The sequence below is a fragment of the Pseudomonas sp. B707 genome, from assembly GCF_022496685.1.
Classification (GTDB): Bacteria; Pseudomonadota; Gammaproteobacteria; order Pseudomonadales; family Pseudomonadaceae; genus Aquipseudomonas; species Aquipseudomonas paraglycinae.
In genome coordinates, this window is sequence record NZ_WTVE01000023.1 from 227555 (window position 1) to 245828 (window position 18274).

General features: G+C 64.2%; 20 protein-coding genes. All 20 read right to left on the reverse strand.

Features of this window, described 5'->3' with window-relative positions; genetic code table 11:
* Genes GQX66_RS11455 through GQX66_RS11550 form a run of 20 tightly spaced genes read right to left on the reverse strand, consistent with a single transcriptional unit; the run spans position 1 to position 17975 of the window.
* The gene (locus GQX66_RS11455) at positions 1–1236 is read right to left on the reverse strand and encodes a beta-ketoacyl-ACP synthase (protein WP_085611127.1); all 1236 of its coding nucleotides are present in this window, start codon (positions 1234–1236) and stop codon (positions 1–3) included.
* Complete coding sequence (locus GQX66_RS11460) at positions 1236–1964, reverse strand: 3-ketoacyl-ACP reductase FabG2 (protein ID WP_240868992.1); 729 nt, start codon at positions 1962–1964, stop codon at positions 1236–1238. The genes GQX66_RS11455 and GQX66_RS11460 overlap by 1 nt, the downstream gene beginning before the upstream one ends.
* Positions 1957–2421 carry a hotdog family protein gene (locus tag GQX66_RS11465; protein ID WP_085746429.1) on the reverse strand — a complete coding sequence of 155 codons (465 nt, stop codon included), beginning with the start codon at positions 2419–2421 and terminating at the stop codon, positions 1957–1959. The genes GQX66_RS11460 and GQX66_RS11465 overlap by 8 nt, the downstream gene beginning before the upstream one ends.
* Positions 2418–3614, reverse strand: coding sequence for a beta-ketoacyl-[acyl-carrier-protein] synthase family protein (locus tag GQX66_RS11470; RefSeq protein WP_085746430.1), 1197 nt, complete (start codon positions 3612–3614; stop codon positions 2418–2420). The genes GQX66_RS11465 and GQX66_RS11470 overlap by 4 nt, the downstream gene beginning before the upstream one ends.
* On the reverse strand, positions 3611–4093 hold the full coding sequence (locus GQX66_RS11475) for a hypothetical protein (RefSeq protein WP_134023641.1): 483 nt from the start codon (positions 4091–4093) through the stop codon (positions 3611–3613). Before GQX66_RS11475 ends, GQX66_RS11470 begins: the two co-directional genes overlap by 4 nt.
* Entirely contained in the window at positions 4093–4818 is a 726-nt protein-coding gene (locus tag GQX66_RS11480) for a class I SAM-dependent methyltransferase (protein WP_085746431.1), read from the reverse strand. Before GQX66_RS11480 ends, GQX66_RS11475 begins: the two co-directional genes overlap by 1 nt.
* Positions 4815–6062 carry a tryptophan 7-halogenase gene (locus GQX66_RS11485; RefSeq protein WP_240868996.1) on the reverse strand — a complete coding sequence of 416 codons (1248 nt, stop codon included), beginning with the start codon at positions 6060–6062 and terminating at the stop codon, positions 4815–4817. The genes GQX66_RS11480 and GQX66_RS11485 overlap by 4 nt, the downstream gene beginning before the upstream one ends.
* On the reverse strand, positions 6049–7209 hold the full coding sequence (locus GQX66_RS11490; protein ID WP_240868999.1) for a sodium:proton antiporter: 1161 nt from the start codon (positions 7207–7209) through the stop codon (positions 6049–6051). The genes GQX66_RS11485 and GQX66_RS11490 overlap by 14 nt, the downstream gene beginning before the upstream one ends.
* Positions 7206–9545: an MMPL family transporter gene (locus GQX66_RS11495; RefSeq protein WP_240869002.1), complete on the reverse strand. Its 2340-nt coding sequence runs from the start codon at positions 9543–9545 to the stop codon at positions 7206–7208. The genes GQX66_RS11490 and GQX66_RS11495 overlap by 4 nt, the downstream gene beginning before the upstream one ends.
* Complete coding sequence (locus tag GQX66_RS11500; RefSeq protein ID WP_240869004.1) at positions 9529–10131, reverse strand: outer membrane lipoprotein carrier protein LolA; 603 nt, start codon at positions 10129–10131, stop codon at positions 9529–9531. The genes GQX66_RS11495 and GQX66_RS11500 overlap by 17 nt, the downstream gene beginning before the upstream one ends.
* On the reverse strand, positions 10128–10553 hold the full coding sequence (locus GQX66_RS11505) for an acyl-CoA thioesterase (protein ID WP_085746436.1): 426 nt from the start codon (positions 10551–10553) through the stop codon (positions 10128–10130). Before GQX66_RS11505 ends, GQX66_RS11500 begins: the two co-directional genes overlap by 4 nt.
* Entirely contained in the window at positions 10546–12090 is a 1545-nt protein-coding gene (locus GQX66_RS11510) for an aromatic amino acid ammonia-lyase (protein WP_240869017.1), read from the reverse strand. Before GQX66_RS11510 ends, GQX66_RS11505 begins: the two co-directional genes overlap by 8 nt.
* Positions 12071–13018, reverse strand: a complete 948-nt coding sequence (locus tag GQX66_RS11515; RefSeq protein ID WP_039766474.1) for a glycosyl transferase — start codon at positions 13016–13018, stop codon at positions 12071–12073. Before GQX66_RS11515 ends, GQX66_RS11510 begins: the two co-directional genes overlap by 20 nt.
* The gene (locus GQX66_RS11520; protein WP_102686830.1) at positions 13015–13749 is read right to left on the reverse strand and encodes a glycosyltransferase family 2 protein; all 735 of its coding nucleotides are present in this window, start codon (positions 13747–13749) and stop codon (positions 13015–13017) included. The genes GQX66_RS11515 and GQX66_RS11520 overlap by 4 nt, the downstream gene beginning before the upstream one ends.
* A complete protein-coding gene (locus tag GQX66_RS11525; protein ID WP_240869020.1) occupies positions 13742–15421 on the reverse strand; it encodes an acyl-CoA synthetase family protein in 1680 nt (559 codons plus the stop codon). The genes GQX66_RS11520 and GQX66_RS11525 overlap by 8 nt, the downstream gene beginning before the upstream one ends.
* Positions 15418–15963 (reverse strand): hypothetical protein, encoded by a 546-nt coding sequence (locus GQX66_RS11530; protein WP_085746440.1) that lies wholly within the window; start codon positions 15961–15963, stop codon positions 15418–15420. The genes GQX66_RS11525 and GQX66_RS11530 overlap by 4 nt, the downstream gene beginning before the upstream one ends.
* Positions 15960–16214 carry an acyl carrier protein gene (locus GQX66_RS11535; RefSeq protein WP_007947135.1) on the reverse strand — a complete coding sequence of 85 codons (255 nt, stop codon included), beginning with the start codon at positions 16212–16214 and terminating at the stop codon, positions 15960–15962. The genes GQX66_RS11530 and GQX66_RS11535 overlap by 4 nt, the downstream gene beginning before the upstream one ends.
* A gap of 9 nt (positions 16215–16223) precedes the next feature.
* Positions 16224–16484 carry a phosphopantetheine-binding protein gene (locus tag GQX66_RS11540; protein ID WP_007952344.1) on the reverse strand — a complete coding sequence of 87 codons (261 nt, stop codon included), beginning with the start codon at positions 16482–16484 and terminating at the stop codon, positions 16224–16226.
* Positions 16465–17274 (reverse strand): lysophospholipid acyltransferase family protein, encoded by an 810-nt coding sequence (locus tag GQX66_RS11545; RefSeq protein WP_240869023.1) that lies wholly within the window; start codon positions 17272–17274, stop codon positions 16465–16467. Before GQX66_RS11545 ends, GQX66_RS11540 begins: the two co-directional genes overlap by 20 nt.
* Positions 17250–17975 (reverse strand): beta-ketoacyl synthase chain length factor, encoded by a 726-nt coding sequence (locus GQX66_RS11550; protein ID WP_085746442.1) that lies wholly within the window; start codon positions 17973–17975, stop codon positions 17250–17252. The genes GQX66_RS11545 and GQX66_RS11550 overlap by 25 nt, the downstream gene beginning before the upstream one ends.
* Between the last annotated feature and the right edge of the window lie 299 nt (positions 17976–18274).

Genomic DNA, 18274 nt, shown 5'->3' on the forward strand with positions numbered 1-18274 from the left:
TTAATTCGGTTGGGGCCAGCGACGGAAAATCAGCGAGGTGTTGACCCCGCCGAAAGCGAAATTGTTGTTCATCACGTATTCGTGGCTCATCTGGCGGAATTCGCCGCGCAGGTAGTCGAGCTTGCCGCAGTGCGGATCGACCTCGTCGAGGTTGAGCGTGTGCACGTACAGGTCGCGGTTGAGCATCTCGATGCTGAACCACGACTCCAGCGCCCCGCAGGCGCCGAGGGTGTGGCCCAGGAAGCTCTTTTGCGAACTGATCGGCATGCGTTCACCGAACAGGGCACTGGTGGCCAGGGTTTCGGCGACATCGCCCTGTTCGGTGGCGGTGCCGTGGCCGTTGACGTAGCCGATGACGTCCGGCGCAAGTCCTGCGTCTTCCAGCGCCAGTTCCATTGCCCGGCGCATGGTGACTTGCTCGGGGCGGGTGGTGTGCTGGCCGTCGGCGTTGCTGCCGAAACCGACGATCTCGGCGTGAATGTGCGCACCGCGTGCCAGGGCGTGTTCCAGCTCTTCAAGCACCAGCATGCCGCCGCCTTCACCGATCACCAGACCGTCGCGGCCCTTGTCGTAGGGGCGTGGCGAGGTGTGCGGCGCATCGTTTTTCAGGCTGGTGGCGTACAGCGCGTCGAACACCATGGCTTCCGTCGGGCACAGTTCTTCGGCGCCACCGGCGAGCATCAGCGGCAGGCGTCCGAACTTGATCGCCTCGTAGGCATAACCGATGCCCTGGCTGCCGCTGGTGCAGGCGCTGGAGGTCGGGATCAAACGGCCGGTGAGGCCGAAGAAGATGCTGATGTTCGCCGCCGTGGTGTGCGGCATCATGCGCACGTAGGAGTTGGCGTTGAGGCCCTCGGCCACCGAGTTGAGCAGCATGTTGCCGAACGCCTTGATCTCGTCGGTGCTGCCGGTGGACGAACCGCAGGCCACGCCCATGCGCCCGTCCTTGATCGACTCGTCGCCGAGCAGGCCGGCATCGGCCAGCGCTTTTTCCGCCGCGCCGACGGCCAGCCGCGAAACACGGCCCATGCTGCGCAGCTGTTTGCGGGTCCAGTGCGCCGGCACCTGGAAATCATCGATAGGCCCGGCCAGGCGCGTGTTGAGCTCGCTGAAGCGATCCCACTCGTCCATCCGGCGGATGCCGCTGCGGTTGGCGGCGAAATTGCCGGCGATGGTGTCCCAGTCGCTGCCCAGCGAGGTAATGCCGGCCATGCCGGTGACGACAACGCGCTTCATCAGCACAAGCCTCCGTTGACCGCCAGCACCTGGCGGGTGATGTACGACGCTTCCGCCGACATCAGGAAATTCACCGCACCGGCCACCTCTTCAGGCGTGCCCATGCGTTGTGCGGGGATCATTTTCATCAGTTCTTCCACCGGCACGTTTTCATCCAGCATCGCCGTGTCGATCAGGCCCGGCGCAACGCAATTCACCGTGATCTTGCGCTTGGCCAGTTCGATCGCCAAGGCTTTCGCGGCGCCGATCACGCCCGCTTTCGACGCGCTGTAATTGACCTGGCCACGGTTGCCGATCAGCCCCGAGACTGAGGTGATGCAAACGATGCGACCCGCGGCGCGGCGGCGGATCATCGGCATCATCACCGGGTGCAGGACGTTGTAGAAACCGTCGAGGTTGGTGCGCAGCACCACGTCCCAGTCGTCGTCGCTCAGAGCCGGAAAGGCGCCGTCGCGGGTCAGGCCGGCATTGAGCACCACGCCGTAGTAGGCGCCGTGGGCTTCAACGTCGGCTTCGAGGATGGCTTTGCAGGTTTCGCGATCCGCCACGTCGAATTGCAGGATGCGCGCGTTGCGCCCGAGCGCTTCGACTTCGGCTTTCACTGCTTGCGCTTCCGCTACGCCGCTGCGGCAATGCAGGACGATATCGTGGCCGGCGCTGGCCAGGCGCAAGGCAATGGCGCGGCCGATGCCACGGCTGGAGCCGGTGACCAGTATTGATTCAGTCATCGTTCGACTCCTTGGATTGCTCTAGATAGTCCGCTGCCTGGGGCGGGCGGAACACGTTCAGCCGGGCGCTGGCCTCGATGCCGGGCGCGTTGATATGGCATTCGAATACGCCCATGCCGTTGTCGTCTTCCAGCGAGCGCAGGCCATGGATGGTCAGTTCGCTGCCAACCGGAAAGGCCGCGACATTGCATTCGAACTTGCGTGTGCCGAGCAGAAAGCCCAGCTCCACCGGGTTGCCTTTCTGCCGCGCATGGCAGCCGGCGAACGCGGCGACGCTTTGCGCCATCAGCTCGACGCCGACCCACGCCGGCAGGCTGCCGTCGGGCAGGCTGAACAGGCCGCCGGGCCGGACGGTGAGGGTGGTGTGGATCTGTTCGTCGTCAAAGCTCAGGATCCGGTCGATCAGGATCATGTCGCCAGCGTGGGGCAGCAGTTCGGCGAGCGGCCAGTGGCTCATGGGGCGTCTCCGATAATCAGGCTGACGTTATTGCCACCGAAGGCAAACGAGTTGCTCATCAGGTAGCGGGGTGCAATGGACGCCAGGCGTTCGCTTGCGGTCACCCACTTGAGTGGTGGAAGGTCCGGATCCGGCTGGCCATCCCAGACGTGCGGCGGCAAGGCGTGGTCGGGGTTGTCGGCACTCAGGCTCAACCAGCAGAACGCCGCTTCCAGTGCGCCGGCGGCGCCGAGGGTGTGGCCGGTCATCGGTTTGGTCGAGGAACACGGTACGCCTTCGGGAAACAGCGCGGCGACGGCCAGACTTTCCATCGCGTCGTTGTGCTGGGTCGCGGTGCCGTGCAGGTTCAGGTAGCTGATGTCACCGGCTTGCAGATGGGCTTGGTCGAGCGCCTTCTGCATCGATTGCAGGGCGCCACGGCCGGTCGGCTCCGGTGCGGAAATGTGGTGCGCGTCGGAGCTGGCGCCCGCGCCGAGCAGGGCAATGCCCGGCCCTGCACCGCGCTCTTTGCTCATCACGAACAGCACCGCCGCTTCGCCGATGTTGATGCCGTTGCGGTTGGCGGAAAACGGATTGCAGCGCTCGTCCGACACCGCTTCCAGCGCACTGAAACCGTTGAGGGTCAGTTTGCACAGGCTGTCGACACCGCCGCACAGCACCGCGTCGCACAGGCCCAGATCGAGCAGGCGTCGGGCGCTCATCAGCGCGCGTGCGCTGGAAGTGCAGGCGGTGGAAATCACATAGGTCGGGCCGCTCAGTTGCAGCCAGTCGGCGAGGAAATTCGCCGGGGCGCCGAGCTCCTGTTGCCGGTAGTCGTAATCGGCCGGGAACTGCTGGTCGCGAATGTAGTGCGCGAGGCCTCGGCTGGCCTCGTCGATGCCCGAAGTGCTGGTGCCGAGCACCACGCCGATGCGCTCGCGGCCGTAAGTCTGGATCGCGTGCTCGATGTCATCGCGAATCTGCAACGCGGCTTCCAGCAACAGTTGATTGTTGCGGCTGCGCTGGTCGGCCAGCGCTTCGGGAATCGGCGCCAGATCGCCGTGCACGGCGGCCACCGGCAGTTCACGCTCCGGCACCCAGCCGGACTCGCGGCGCATGCCCGAGCAGTCGCCGGCAAACAGGTTGCGTGCCACGGCTTGCTTGTCGCGCCCCAGGGCGCAGATCACGCCGAGGGCATTGAGGTAGGCGGTCATGACGTCGGTTCACCGAGTGGCGTTACGCGATAGTGCGGGCCTTGTGGCAGGTTCAATTCGAAGCTCAAGGGTTGGGTGTAACGGATGTCCCAGCGCGCCGGCAGGGAACGTTGGCCGCCCTGTTGTTGCGCCTCGGGGTAGTTGCGCGACAGCTCGCTCGCCGGGGTCAGGGCGAACAGCAGCGCGGCGAACAGCTCCCGGGCTTCCGGGTTGGGCGGCAGCAGGCCGTCGGCCTGCCAGTGTCCGTCGATCAATTGCTGACGGGCCTGGGGAATGCCCAGCGGATCCATCATCGACCAGCGGATGCCGGGCCCTTCGCGCTGGATCACCAGCAACCAGTCTTGCTGTTGCCCGGCCAGGTGACGTTCGATATGCAATTGCATCGGCAGCGGCAGGCTCGGGTTGCCGGCCGGCAGCGGCGCCTGACTGGCGCAGGCACCGAGCAGCAAGACGCAGGCGAGCAGCAGAACACGCAACATCAGACAGCCTCGTTCAAGGGTTTGCGGGCCACCACGTTGACCAGGGTTTCTTCCCGCTGGCCGAATGGTTTTGGTTTGTGCAATCCAAAACGCTCGAGCAGACCGAAATCCTTCGACCGGCTCCACCACAGATACGGGTACGAAACGTTCTGTTCGCCGAACTCGAAACCCTGCTGGCGAATCATCTCCAGGTACTGCGCCGCGCTCTTTTGCACATGCATCGGATGACGGAACAGCCAGCGAATCACCCACGTATCAATGTAAGCCTCGGTGGACTCGGCGAACAGCAGATAACCGCCCGGCTTGAGCACCCGATAGAACTCGGCCAGGGCTTTTTCCTGCTCCACCAGGTGATGGAAGGTCTGGTGACAGAACAGCAGGTCGACACTGGCGTCCGGCACATTCAGCGTCGCGCAGTCGCTGCCGATCAGCTCAACGTCGAAGCCCTGACGCGCGGCCTCGGCGGCGCTCAATTCCAGGCTGTGCGGATCGGCATCGACGCCGATCAGGCGCTGTGGCGCGAACGTCTGGCGCAGGTGGCCGAACGATTTGCCCTGGCCGCAACCGGCATCCAGCAGCACCGGACTGGCTGGCAACGATTCGCTGAACAGCCCGCGCAGATCGTTGATCGCCACGCGCAGCACATGGTGCTGCCAGGTGTGGCTGCGCAGGAACCAGAAGCCGAAGCGGGTTTCCTCGACGTAGTTGTCGCTCAGGTAATTCATGTGTCGTCCCTTGCACAGAGTTCGGAGATCGTCTTCAAACGACGGCGCGCTTCACTGACGAACGGGTTGCGTTCGTCCCAGGCGTAACCGGCGAGGATCGAGCAGATCATGCGGCGGATTTCCGGGGAGCCTTGCTCGTGGAAAATCACGTCCTGAAAGGTGCCGGCGTACCAGCCTTCGACGTAGCAGCGGAACGTGTCGACCCCGCGTTTCAGCGGCTCGGCGAACTCCCGCTGCCAGTCCACCGTTTCGCCCTGCAACTGTCGGTGCAGCACAGCGGCGGCCATGCTCGCCGAACGCATGGCAATGGTCACGCCCGAGGAGAACACCGGGTCGAGAAATTCCGCCGCGTTGCCCAGCAGCGCGAAGCCCGGGCCGTGCAGGGTTTTGACGTTCGCCGCATAGCCGCCGAGGGTGCGCGCCGGGGTGTCCCACACGGCGTTGTTCAGCACCTTGGCCAGGCTCGGGGTTTCGGCGATGAACCCGCGCAGGCAGGCGTCGAGGTCGGTGTCGCGACCTGCGAAATGTTCAGCGGCAGCCACCACGCCCATCGAGCAGCGACCGTTGCTGAACGGGATCGACCAGAACCAGATATCGCGGTGCTGCGGGTGGGTGGTGATAAGGATCTTCTCGCGGTCGAAACCGGGATGATCAATGTGGTCTTCAACGTGAGTGAAGACGGCCTGGCGAACCGGGAAATTCGATGGTGCTTCCAGGTCGAGCAAACGTGACAACACGCGGCCGTAACCGCTGGCATCGAGGACAAAGTCGGCTTCGACGCGGTATTCGCTGCCGTCTTCGCGGCGCACATTCAGCTGCGGTCGCGGGCGTTCGAAATCGACGCTGACAATCGCGTCGCCGTAGCGGATTTCCGCGCCCTGCAATGCCGCCTGATCGGCCAGCAATTTGTCGAAGTCGGCGCGTTGCACCTGCAGCGTCGTGGGCTTGCCGGCGGTGAAGGTGTCACCAAAATCGAAGGCGCTGTAGCGCTCGCCCCAGGCGAATGCCGCGCCGTTCTTGCGCTGGAACCCGGCGGCATTCACCGCCTCGAGCATGCCGGCTTCTTCGACGAAATCCAGGCAATGGCAGAGCAGGCTTTCACCGATGGAGAACCTCGGGAAATGCTGGCGCTCGATCACCAGCACGTCGTGCCCCTTGCGCTTGAGCAATGCGGCGGCGATGGCGCCGGAGGGGCCGGCGCCGATGATCACGACCTGACGGGATTCCATTTCAACGATTGGCACGCGAGCTCCTGGGTACGGCAATAGGGTTCAGTGACGCCCGGTGCAGGCCGATGAAGGCCGGCAACAGCGTCGCGATCAGACCCATCAGCATCAGCGCAAAGTACAACGCCGGGCTGATGAGTTGTTGTTGCAACAGCAGGTTGAGAAAGACGATTTCGCTCAATCCGCGAATGTTCAGCAGCACGCTTTCGCGCCAGCGACTGGCGCCTGCGAACGACGCGCCGGCCCAGCCGAGGCCGAGCCAGTTGCCCACGATTTTGCTGGCGACCGGCAACAGCAGCAGCGCTGCCCATTGCCCGGCGCCGAGGCTGGCGAGGGCGCTGTGCACGTCGATCTGGACGATGCCGAAAGTCAGGATCAGCGGAATCGCGACCCACGTCTGCAAGCGGTTCATCCAGTGCGCCGGGATCGGCAATACCAGTGGCACCTTGAGCGCGGCCATGCACAGCAGATAGCCGATGCCGAAAATCAGCGCGTTGAGTTTGTAGTGTTCGGCCAGCACCAGCAGCGCAAAAAAACCGAGGCTGTAGGTCAATGGCCGGCGTATGCCGAATACCCGCAGCAGCACCGGCACGCAGGCCATCCCCAGCGGTATCAGCAGACTGCTCAGGTGCAGGCTGCCCTGGGCGAGGCCGAACAGGGTCCAGCAGGTCAGGTCGATCAGGATCGCGGTCTGCACCAGACGCCGGGTGGCGGCGGGCGGGTAGTCGATGTGGCGCAGGTACAGGTACAACACCGGGATCGCGGTGATGGCGAACACCAGACCGATCGCCAACGAGTTGATCCACGGCTGCGTCGGCAACAGCCAGTACGCCGTCGCCAGGCCGCAGGTGAACGGCACGGCGAAACTCGGCAGGGCGATCTTCACGCTCTGCCGGTCCAGGCGCAGGTCGATCACGTCGCTGAGGATGTGCCCCAGCAACAGGGCAAAGCTCAGGCTGTAGAGGTTTTTCAGCCAGCCCGGCGCGATCAGTTCGGCGCCGTTGAGTTGCCAGCCCGGTTCGATCCAGAAGTACATCAGCAGCGGCAGGCCGAAGCTGGCCAGCAGCAATTGACTGACGATCGGGATCAGCCCGAAGTGCCGGCCGACCCGGGTAGCCACGAAGAACAGCGCCAGGGCCATCAGCCAGAAAATCACCACCATCATGCTGAAGGCTCCGTGACGGAAACCGCGTGGGCCTGACGCCCGGCCCACGGCGCGAGCATGAAGCTGAACGCCAGCCCGAGGCTCACCGACAAGCCGAAGTTACTCACCGCCGGCGTACTCGACACCGCCAGCAGACCGAACGACAGCCAGGTGGTGGCGGCCGCGAGCAAGGTGCCGAGCAGGCTGACGGCCGCGCCGCCGACCTGCTCGCGCATGAGGATCGCGTAGTCGACGCTGATCGCCGTCACCAGCAACAGGCCGAACAGGCTGAACAGGGTCAGCGGCTGACCGAGCCAGCCCAGGCTGGCGAGGCTGCACAGCGCAGCGAGCAGCGGCAGGGCGACGATTCGCAGGGCGCCACCAAGACCGAACGGCAGCATCAGCACCAGCACGATCAACACGCAGGACGCGAGTTTCAGCTCAGCGGCGCTGATCTGGGTCTGGGCGAACACCTTGTTCAGATCGCCGAGCCGGTCCACCAGCATCACGCCGGGCAGGTCCAGCGCCTGCACCCGCAGCAGCGACGGATTGTTCAGGCCTTGCAGGCTGACCATTGCCGCCACGCCATCCTCGGTCGGCCCGAGCCACAACGTGCGGTAGGGCTCGCCGAGCGGGCCGGCCAGCGCTGCATCGATGTCTTCGGCGGGCAGCGTTTGCAACTGTTGCAGCTCGGTTTGCAGCGCCGCCAGCGGCACGCCGACCTCCAGCAAGGGCTGCCAGAACTGCGGCAACTTGCTCAGCGCTTCACGCACTTGTTGTTGCTGAGCCGGCGGGCTGACCAGTTGATTGAGCGCCAGATAACCCTGCAACTTGTCGAGGTTGACCAGTTGATCCAGCCGCTCGCTCAGGGCCGCTTGCCGTTCCAGCAATTGCTGCTGATCGGCGGCGCGCACCAGGAAGAACTGGCTGGTCGGCTGGTAGCCGGTAATCCGCGCAATAGTCTGCGCCTCATCGGTCAGACGTTGCGGCGCGCCGACCCACTGGCGAATGTCGTTCTTGCTCTCCAGTTGCAGCAGGCCACCGACGCAGAAGGCGATCAGCAGGGCCAGCAACACTGGCGTCCTGACGTGTTCGAGCAGGGTTTCCCGCAATCGCACCAGACGCTCGGCCAGTTGCAGCGGCCATTGCGCCGGGCGCAGTTCGACGTTTTTCAGCAAGGCTGGCAACAGGCACACCGCCGACAGGTAGGCGCCGAGCAAACCGGCGGCGGAGAACACCGCGATCTGGGTCAGCGCCGGGAAAGGCGTCCAGGCCAGTGCCAGGTAACCGATGGCGCTGGTGATCAGGCTCAGCGTCAGCCCGGACAGGGTCAGGCGCAACGCCGGCCAGCTGTGCCACGGCTTGAGGCTCCAGCTCTTGGACAGGTAGTGCAGCGGGTAATCCACCGCCACGCCGATCAGGCTGGAACCGAGCACCAGCGTCATCACGTGCATGTGCCCGAACAGCGCCACGCAGGCCACTGCACCGAACAGCATGCCCACCAGCACCGGAATGAACGCCAGCAGCACCCGCCAGCGGCGGAAGGCGAGCAGCAACAGCAGCAGAATGCCGATGGTGGCGCCGCCGCCGACCCAGGTCATTTCCCGGGTCGCCTGCTGCTGACCGTTGGCGGCGTATAGCAGGCCGCTGGCGGCCAGCAATTGCACGTCGGCACTCGCCGCTTGCTCACGGCTGTGTTGCAGCAGGGCGGCGACTTGCAGCGGTTGATTCATGTCGAAGGCGCTGCCGGTGGTGCGTGCGCGCAGCAGCACCCAGCTCTTGCCGTCGGCGTCGGCGATCAACGCGCCGCTGCCGATGTCCAGTTGCACCGCGCCATGTTGCGGCTGGCTGTTCTGGATGCGCCCGGTCAGGCCCAGCCAGTCGTCCTGACTCGGCACCAGACTGAACCCGGTGAACGGGTCGAACAGTGCCTGTACCCGTTGCTGGATAAAGGCGTCGGGATGTTCTATCAGCAGTTGTCGGTCATCCGCCGAGAGCATCGCCAGCCGCCCTTGCAGCAACTGCGTGCGCAGGGCCGGCAGGTCGGCTTGCAGGTTCCACTGGACCTTTTCGAACAGCCCGCTGGCCTGCCATTGCTCGCCCAGGGTCTGGGCCATGGCGACCGCTTGCTGGCGATCGGCGTGGCCGACCAGCACCAGCATGTCGCGGTTGAGCGGTTCCTGCATGCGTTGTTCGGCGCGCAGTTCGAGGGCGTCCGGGTGGGTGCCGGGTACCAGTTCCATCAGGTTGGCCGACAGCGGCGCACCGTCGCGCCACTGCCAGGCGCCCAGTGCGACAACCGCCAGCAGCAGGATCAGGAACAGCCAGGGCAGCCTGCGTTCACTCGGCAAAGTCATGTTGCTCCGCGTCGCTCAGAGGTTGGCCGGCGGTGCTGTCCTGCATGCGCAGCACGGTGCTGTCGCCCTGGGTTTCCAGCAGTTCGATGGTGTTCACCAACGCGCCGCCGCTGATGTTGATCTGATTGAAGACCTGCTTGAGCAGCACCGAGCGCGGGGTCAGGGTCAGTTGCCATTTCTGCGCATCGCCGCTCAGGGCCAGTTCGAAATCCCGTTGCAGACCGCTGCTGTCGCCTTGCAGCACCGCGAGGAACAAACGGTTCTGTTCGGCCCCGGCGCTCTTGTTCGGCAGCAGTTGCCAGCCGGTGGCATCACGCCGGGCGATGCCCTTGGCGCTGATCCGGTAATCCTGTTGCAGCGGAGTTTTCAGCAGCCACAGCAGGCCGTGGTTTTTGGCGAGGACAAAACTGCCCTTGCTGATCAGTGGCTGAGGGAGGGCACGCAGGTGTTTTTCCTGGATGAACTGGCCGTGGATCACGTCCGGCTTCGCCAGTTGCTCGCTCAACTGTTGCAGGTCGAAGGCGTTGGCCAGCGACGACAGCGTCAGCAGTGCCAGGGCCCCCAGGGATTTCAACAACACATTCATCGCAGCATCCTTTCCACGGCATCGGTGAAGACTTTCGGCGAGGCCAGTTGCATCTCGCGGCTGCTCATCTCGACCGCCACCTGCACCGAGCTGGCGCGGGTCAGGCGTTCACCGGTCTCGGCATCGGTGATCAGGTAGTGAATCTTCAGGCGGTTTTCCCACTCCACCAGACTGGCGCGCACGTTCAGCCGCTGACCGAACACCGCGCCGCGCACGTAGCGCAGTTGCAGGTCGATCACCGGCCAGGCATAGCCCGAGTCGACCATCTGGTTGTAGTTGTGGCCGATCTTGTCGAGCAGTGCACAGCGCGCCACTTCCAGGTATTTCACGTAATGGCCGTGCCAGACGACGTGCATGGTGTCGACGTCAAAGAACGGCACGAGGATTTCCGTATCGGCGTGAAGCACTCCGGCACTACGCATGCAGCCTCCAGTGTTGCTCGGCGATGCGTTGCAGGCACAGGCGCAATTCACCTTCCAGGGCACGGTCTTCGATCACCGGCGGGAAGTCCCGGGCCAGTTGCTCGTGCATGGCGGCCAGCGATGGCGGCAGCGGACGCGCGTCTGCATCGCGACCGCGCAGCCATACGCCTTGATTGGCCGCCAGCAACGTGGCGGCGGCGACCTGTTCGGTCAGCTCCAGCACACGAATGGCGTCGCGGGCGGCGATGGTGCCCATGCTCACCTTGTCCTGGTTGTGGCACTCGGTGGAGCGCGAGAACACGCTGGCCGGCATGGTGTTTTTCAACGCTTCGGCGGTCCAGGCACTGGCGCCGATCTGCACAGCTTTAAAGCCGTGGTTGAGCATCGCGCGGTCGGCGCTGGCGCCCGACAGGTTGCTCGGCAAACCGTGGTTGTAACGCTCGTCCACCAGTAGCGCGAGTTGTCGGTCGAGCAGGTCGGCGACGTTGGCCACGAGGTTTTTCAGGCTGTCCATGGCGAACGCGATATGTCCGCCGTAGAAGTGCCCGCCGTGCAACACGCGTTCGGCTTCGGCGTCGATGATCGGGTTGTCGTTGGCGCTGTTGAGTTCGGTCTCGATGAACGAACGCAGCCAGTTCAGGCTGTCGGCCAGCACGCCAAGCACGTGTGGTGCGCAGCGCAGCGAGTAGCGATCCTGCAAGCGGTGCAGCGGCGCGGTCGGTGCGTCGATCGCCAGATCCTTGCGCAGCCACGCGGCGACCTGCATCTGCCCCGGATGCGGCTTGGCGGCGAACAGGCGCTCGTCGAAGTGTTCAGGATTACCTTGCAGCGCCACCACGTTCAGCGCGGTGATGCGGGTGGCCAGTTGCAGCAGGTAATCGGCGCGGGCGTAAGCCAGGCAGGCCAGACCGGTCATCACGGCGGTGCCGTTCATCAATGCCAGCGCTTCTTTCGGGCGCAGCACCAACGGTGTCCAGCCCAGTTCGCGGTGCACATCGGCAGCCTGGCGGCGTTCGCCACGGAACATCACTTCACGCTCGCCGGACAGGGTCGCGGCGACGTAGGACAGCGGCGTCAGGTCGCCGCTGGCGCCCACCGAGCCCTCTTCAGGAATCAGCGGCAAAATGTCGTGTTCAAGAAACGCATGCAGGCGCTCCAGCAACTCGATGCGCACCCCGGACACGCCGTGGCACAGCGACTGCAAACGCGCCGCCAGCACCGCGCGGGTGGCCTGGGCATCGAGCAGTTTGCCCAGCCCGCAACCGTGGAACGTGTAGAGATGACGCGGCAGCGCCTCGACGTGATGCAACGGCACTGCGACCACGCAGGAATCGCCGTAACCGGTGGTCACGCCGTAGATCACGCCTTCCTTGTCCAGCAGCGAATCGAGGAACCGCGCGCCCTTGGCGATGCGTTCGCGATAAGGCGCGTCGCTCTGCAACTGCATGGGCGCCTGACGGTTGGCCAGGGCCAGCACGTCTTCGATGCGCAAAGGGCGTTCGCCGAAGGTGACCGGCTCAGGAGTTGGCGTTGTCATCGGTTTTCCAGAATGGGTAAAAGTTGAACCATTGGCACGGTGCTTCGAGGCAATAGTGACTCAGGCGTTGCGCATAGCGGGTGGCCCACTGATGAATGACCTGTTCGCGCTCGCGGCGTGACCACACCACGGCGTCGGCGAACGGCTCGAGAGTCAGGCGGTAGTGTCCGTCTGGTTGCTTGAGGCACATCAGCAGGTTGACCGGACATTTCAGCAGGCCGGCCAGCAGCCACGGCCCTTGCGGAAATGGCGCCGGGTGGCCGAGAAAGTCCACGGTCACGCTGCGCCCGCCATGCAGCGGCACGCGGTCGCCGGCAATCGCCAGCCACTCGCCGCGCTCCAGCCGTTCGTGCAGTTGCAGCATGATCACCGGGTCCAGCTCGCTGACCTGGATCAGTCGCAGGTTGGTCGCCCCGGCCTCGCCCAGCAGACGATTGAATTGCTCGGCGTGCTTGGTGTGCACCAGCACGTTCATCGTGACCTTTTCGCCCAGCTCCGCCAGCGCCCGGCACACTTCGAGGTTGCCCAGATGCGCGCCCACCAGCATTTGCCCGCGACTGCCGCGCAACTGATTGCGCAACAGCGCCGGGTCGATGATTTCGATCTGCTCGATCTTCAGCTTGCCGTTCCACACGTCGAGCTTGTCGAGCAGCGAATCGGCGAATGCCATGAACTGGCGGAATACTCGCCACCGGGTCGGGCGCAGTTCGTGGCGACCGCTCCAGTCGGCGAGGCGCTGCTGATACTGCCAGGCACTGCGCCGCGCAGTGCGGCCGAACAGGAAAAAGTACAGGACGATGCCGTACAGCAACGGACTCAGCAGGCGTCGACCAAGGACCTTGGCGGCGAACGCGGTGAATTTCATCAGCAGGAAACTGCCGCGCTCTTCGCGGTCGGCCCAGTGCTTCTTGTCGGTCTCGACGGTCATGCGCGCCACCGTCGCCAGAGGATCACGGGCAAGCGCAGCAACATGCCGAAGAACAGGCGCGTGTGCATGCTCGAGATCAGCACGTTGTCGTAGAACAGGCGAAAGTGCGACACGCCGTCCAGCGGGTAATGCACGCTGGTCTGCAACCAGCGCATCGGCTGATTGCGCCACGCCAGGCGCACCAGAATGTCCGAGTCGAAATCCATGCGCTTGCCGATCCGCGCCGAGTCGATCACGCCCAGCGTCGGTTCCAGCGGATACACGCGGAAGCCGCACATCGAGTCGCGAATCTGCAGCGACAGGGTGTTGATCCACACCATCACGTGGGTCAGGTAGCGCGCATACAAACGGCCCTTGGGCACGCTGGCGTCGTACAGCGGATAACCGCAGATCAGCGACTTGGGGTGAGCGCGGGATTCTTCGATGAAACGCGCGACATCCTGCAAGTCATGCTGACCGTCGGCGTCGACCTGCAAGGCATGGCTGAAGCCGAGCCGCGCGGCTTCACGCAGACCGGTCATCACCGCGCCGCCCTTGCCCTGATTGGCAGTGAGGCGCACCAGATGAACCCGCTCGCGCTCGGCCAGCGCGTCCAGCACCGCCGCGCAGGATTTGCTGCTGGCGTCGTCCACCAGAATGCACGGCAGATCCTCGGCGAGCAGGGCGTCGACCACCGTGCCGATGGCGGTTTCGTGGTTGTAGACCGGGATCACTGCGCAAGGATTATGCATCGCCAGTCCCCAGCAGAATCCGCCCGCTGGAGCAGGTGGCGGTGTCGTTGCGATAGGCGAAATACAACTTGCCGCGCTCCGGGTCGAAGCGCAGGTGCAACTGGATTTCATCGCCGGGGCGCACCAGTTGCTGGAATTTCAGCACTTCCATGCCGGCGAACGCGCCGGGCAGGTTCAGCAGTTGCCGACCCAGGTTCAGCGCCCATTCGACCTGCACCACGCCCGGCAGTACCGGGGCCTTGGGGAAGTGGCCGCTGAAGTAGGCCAGATCCGGCGGAACGCTCAATTGCAGGTTCCATTCGCCCTCGGTTTCGGCCTGCTCCAGGATTTCCGGTGCTTTTGGCCGTGGCGCCAACAGCAAGGCTTCGACGTCGGCTTGAGGCAATTTGCCCTGTGAGGTCAGCGGCAGTTGTCGTAGCAGACGCCAGCGGCGGGGCAGGGCCAGGGCTTCGCAATGGTCGCCGAGATGACGGCGCAAGGTTTCGGTCAGGCTGCGTCGACCATGTTCGCGCAAGGCAAACAGGCCGGATTCGCTGAGCACCAGCAGGGCGCCGAGGGACGCGCGGTTTTCCTGCACCACGCCCAGACGCGCTTCGGCGACCCAGTCGTGGGCTACCAGCGCCTGTTCAAGCATCGGCAGGGAAATACGTTTTTCTTCGAGTTTGACGATCCGGTCGAGCCGCCCGAGCAATTCAAAGCGGCCATCGGCCTGAATACGCGCCGCATCGGCGGTGTGTTCGACATGCCCGGCGGGCAGGTAGGGCGAAGCGATCAGCAAGGCGCCGTCGCTGTCCTGGCTCAACTCGACGCCGGCAAACGGCTGCCACAACGGTTCGCCCTGACGCCAGGCAATGCCGCCGGTTTCCGAGCTGCCGAGGATTTCCGTCGGCCACTGTCCCAAGCGTTGATGCAGGCTTTGTGCGGCGTCAGCCGGCAGTGCGCCACCGGACGAAAACACCCGGCGCACGACGCTCAGGGCTGGCCAATCGAGGTTGTCGCCCATGCGTTTGAGCAGCGCCGGACTGGCGACCCAGACGAAGGCCGGGTGCTCGCGGCTGGCGCGTTGCAGGTCTTCCGGGAAGGCCAGTTGCTTGCGCAGGAATGGACGCCCGGCGCACAGCGGCCACAGCACACGAAACAGCAAGCCGTAGATGTGCTGGGTGGCGACGCTGCCAAGAATGCAGGCCTCGCCGAGATCCGCGCCCCACAGCTGTTCGAGGGCGTCGACTTCGTTGGCCAGTTGGCGCAGGGATTTGTCGATGCGTTTCGGCTCGCCGCTGGAGCCGGAGGTGCAGAGGCTCAACCGGCACTGGTCGAGATCCAGTTCGGCAGCGGGCAGGGGAGGTTGCAGCAAATCGCTCAGACGAGCGTCACCGGCCTGATCGGTCAGCCACAGATCGACGTCGTTCGACCAGCGCTGGCGGGTCTGCGCTTGCAGATCAGACGGCAGCAACACGCTGACGCCGGCACGCCAGGCGCCGAGCAGGGCGACGGCCAGGTCGGCGGCATCTTCCAGATGTACCGCCAGACGTTGCACGCCGCGCGCTTGCAGACCTGCCGCCAGGCTCAGGGCCTGTTCGCACAGCTGTGCATGATCGAATGCCGGTGCGCTCGTTACCGTGCGCGCCGGCAGGGCCTTGAGCAACAGCTGCTCAAGTTTTATCCAGTTCATGGGCGACCTCTTACCCGTTGTCGTATCAGCCATTCAATGGCAAACATCAGGCCGATCAATCCGTAGGAGATCAGGCCGGTGTACAACATCCACCAGTTCAGCGGCGCCCACAGTGTCAGCAGGGCGGCGCACAAACCGTTGCAAAAGAAAAACACGCTCCAGGCCACGGTGACCTGGCGGGTGTAACGAATCGCCTTGGGCGGCAGTTGCGGTTCACGCAGGCGAGCCAGACGCTCGACCATCGGCGGGCCGTATTTCAGGCTCAGGCTGAACAGCACCAGCATGAAGCCGCTGATCAGCACCGGGTACCAGCGCAACAGCAAAGGGCTGTCGAACACCGCCAGCAGCAGGCAGAACACGATCGCCACGCCGGCCATCCACAAACTGCCGGGCTTGCGTTCGCCGGTCAGCGCCCGGGCCAGCCACAGGCCGCCCAGCAGCAGGCCGAACTGCCATGGCGCGAAATGCTCCATGCCGAAATACACCGCAAAGGGATACAGCAAGCCTGCCAGCAGCAGGCCGAGGCCGATCAGTCGGCTCATGCGGCCGGTTGAACCAGACGGTAGACCGCCTCGACCACGTCGCTGACGGTGCGCACCGACTTGAATTCCTCGGCGGCGATTTTCTTGCCGGTCTGGCGTTTGATGTGATCGATCAGGTCGACGGCGTCGATGCTGTCGATTTCCAGATCCTGATACAGGTTGGATTCCAGGCTCACGCGAGCCGGGTCCAGTTCGAACAGCTCGACCAGGGCATCGCGCAGGGTGTTGAAGATGTCGTCACGAGTTTGCATGGTCCGGTCTCAAGCTGCCTGTTTTGCCGTGACGAACGCCGCAAGGCTCGCCACGTTGGAGAAATGGTTGCGGGTGTCCTTGGCGTCGGCGTCGATCTTGATGCCGTACTTTTTCTGGATCGCCAGGCCGAGCTCCAGGGCGTCGACGGAATCCAGGCCCAGGCCTTCGCCGAACAGCGTCTGGTCGTCGCCGATGTCCTCTGCGCTGATGTCTTCGAGGCCCAGGGCGTCGATGATCAGCTCTTTGATGTCACGGTTTAGATCGCTCATCTTCGGCGAGCTCCTTGATAAAGAATTGGTGCAAATAGTCGTTGAGCTTGCGCGAAGCCTGGGGCGCTGGCCCCTGCGCGGCGAAAGTCTGTGGGTCTATATCGGCCCCGACGTGAAAACTGAAGTGCACGCGGCGACTGGGAATGCGATACCAGGGCTCGGCCTTGGTCAGGGTGGTCGGACTGACCTTGATGACCACCGGGGTGAGGATTTTCGCACCGCGCAGCGCGATGGCCGCCGCGCCCCGATGAAAGGCTGGCGCCTGACCTGGCTGGGTGCGGGTGCCTTCGGGAAAAATGATCAGGGTCTGCCCGCTCTGCAAGGCACCGGCGGCGGCGTCGAGCATGTCCATGCTGCCGTCGTTGCTGATGTATTCGGTGCTGCTCAGCGGGCCGCGAGTGAAGGGGTTTTCCCACAGGCTTTTCTTCACCACGCAGTTGGCACCGCGCACCAGACCGATGAGAAACACTACGTCGATCAGTGAAGGGTGGTTGGCGATAATCATCTGCCCCGGACGGCCGAGGCGTTCGGCGCCCTGAATGTCATAGGTCAGCACGCCGGTACGGGCCATGAACCGGACAAAAAACCAGAACAGCCGGCTGACGGTCTGGCGTGCCCGTTCGCGATGCGTAATGGCATCGCCCGGCAGACAACCGAGCAATGGAAATACCAGCAGGCGCAGGCACAGACCACCGAGCCCGAACAGGGCGAAGCTGGTGGCAGTGGCCAGCAGACGCCAGTAATAGGCGTCGCGGTTTTTTCCGATCACGGGTTGCGTTGCCAGGTCCATAGACGAGTCTTCCAGGCATGTTGGCAATGGGGTTGCTGACCGAGCAGGGTTCGCAGCAGATTCAGTGCGTGGGGCCACTGCGTTTTTGACCGTGCTTCGGGGGCGCTGTTCAGGGTCAGCCGCCAGTCGGTACCGGGGGTGAGCAACAGCCCGACGGCATAGGGAAACGGTACGTCGTCGATCCACGTCGAATAAGCTTCGGGCGGTTGTTCCTCGGTGATCACCAGCAGCACGGCGGGGGCCCCTTCGTTCAACAATGTCGCCGCTTCGAGCATGCCGTGTTCAAGTCCGTCGCCAGCCGCGGCGAGGGCGGTCATTTCGCTGGTTTCGCCGCGCATGATCGACCACAGGCCGATGATCGCGTTGTGCACCGACAGGCTGAACTGGGTCGGCGACAGCGGCTGTTCGTTGGCCAGATCGCTGAGGATTTCAAAGGTGCGCGGGGTTTCGCCGTGCCGGGAGACGAACACCAGCGGCAGGTTTTCCCGACCGTCGGCCAGCGGCCAGCCGACACTGAACGCCATCCGCGCCAGACGGCTGAGACGACGGCGCTGCATGGCCGGCAGAAACGAAACATCGGGTGCGGCATCGCTGCTTTCGAGCACGACCGGTTGTCGGCTCCAGGCTTGCCAGGCTTCCACACTGTCGAGCCCGGGAGCCCAGGCGCGCCATTGGGCGATGTTGAAGTTGATCACGGACATTTATCCCGCCCCTGCGGGCTGAGTTGACGCGGTTTCGCCAACGTCGCCGCTGAGCTGATTTAGCCTGAAATGGCATGGCGCGTGGCGCCGGGTGGCGCGCATTATCCCGGTGCGACGAGTGTGTAGCAAATGCTGGTTACATTTTGAACGACGAAATGAACCGAATGGTACGCGGCAAGAGCTATCACTTGGCCATTATCCAGATTGTCGGGTGTCTGTCTGTCAGGCGAATCGGCGATCATCGGGTGTCTTTGCGCCGTATTCATTGGGATATTGGCGCCCGACTCTGTAGTCCGTGC

Excerpts from the sequence above, each read along its gene's own strand:
- GQX66_RS11480 (WP_085746431.1), bottom strand. The coding sequence starts at position 4,818 with ATGAATTACCTGAGCGACAACTACGTCGAGGAAACCCGCTTCGGCTTC.
- GQX66_RS11465 (WP_085746429.1), bottom strand. The coding sequence starts at position 2,421 with ATGAGCCACTGGCCGCTCGCCGAACTGCTGCCCCACGCTGGCGACATG.
- GQX66_RS11530 (WP_085746440.1), bottom strand. The coding sequence starts at position 15,963 with ATGAGCCGACTGATCGGCCTCGGCCTGCTGCTGGCAGGCTTGCTGTAT.
- GQX66_RS11470 (WP_085746430.1), bottom strand. The coding sequence starts at position 3,614 with ATGACCGCCTACCTCAATGCCCTCGGCGTGATCTGCGCCCTGGGGCGC.
- GQX66_RS11505 (WP_085746436.1), bottom strand. The coding sequence starts at position 10,553 with ATGCGTAGTGCCGGAGTGCTTCACGCCGATACGGAAATCCTCGTGCCG.
- GQX66_RS11515 (WP_039766474.1), bottom strand. The coding sequence starts at position 13,018 with ATGACCGTCGAGACCGACAAGAAGCACTGGGCCGACCGCGAAGAGCGC.
- GQX66_RS11455 (WP_085611127.1), bottom strand. The coding sequence starts at position 1,236 with ATGAAGCGCGTTGTCGTCACCGGCATGGCCGGCATTACCTCGCTGGGC.
- GQX66_RS11490 (WP_240868999.1), bottom strand. The coding sequence starts at position 7,209 with ATGATGGTGGTGATTTTCTGGCTGATGGCCCTGGCGCTGTTCTTCGTG.
- GQX66_RS11520 (WP_102686830.1), bottom strand. The coding sequence starts at position 13,749 with ATGCATAATCCTTGCGCAGTGATCCCGGTCTACAACCACGAAACCGCC.
- GQX66_RS11545 (WP_240869023.1), bottom strand. The coding sequence starts at position 17,274 with ATGGACCTGGCAACGCAACCCGTGATCGGAAAAAACCGCGACGCCTAT.
- GQX66_RS11525 (WP_240869020.1), bottom strand. The coding sequence starts at position 15,421 with ATGAACTGGATAAAACTTGAGCAGCTGTTGCTCAAGGCCCTGCCGGCG.
- GQX66_RS11540 (WP_007952344.1), bottom strand. The coding sequence starts at position 16,484 with ATGAGCGATCTAAACCGTGACATCAAAGAGCTGATCATCGACGCCCTG.
- GQX66_RS11495 (WP_240869002.1), bottom strand. The coding sequence starts at position 9,545 with ATGACTTTGCCGAGTGAACGCAGGCTGCCCTGGCTGTTCCTGATCCTG.
- GQX66_RS11500 (WP_240869004.1), bottom strand. The coding sequence starts at position 10,131 with ATGAATGTGTTGTTGAAATCCCTGGGGGCCCTGGCACTGCTGACGCTG.
- GQX66_RS11550 (WP_085746442.1), bottom strand. The coding sequence starts at position 17,975 with ATGTCCGTGATCAACTTCAACATCGCCCAATGGCGCGCCTGGGCTCCC.
- GQX66_RS11510 (WP_240869017.1), bottom strand. The coding sequence starts at position 12,090 with ATGACAACGCCAACTCCTGAGCCGGTCACCTTCGGCGAACGCCCTTTG.
- GQX66_RS11535 (WP_007947135.1), bottom strand. The coding sequence starts at position 16,214 with ATGCAAACTCGTGACGACATCTTCAACACCCTGCGCGATGCCCTGGTC.
- GQX66_RS11460 (WP_240868992.1), bottom strand. The coding sequence starts at position 1,964 with ATGACTGAATCAATACTGGTCACCGGCTCCAGCCGTGGCATCGGCCGC.
- GQX66_RS11475 (WP_134023641.1), bottom strand. The coding sequence starts at position 4,093 with ATGTTGCGTGTTCTGCTGCTCGCCTGCGTCTTGCTGCTCGGTGCCTGC.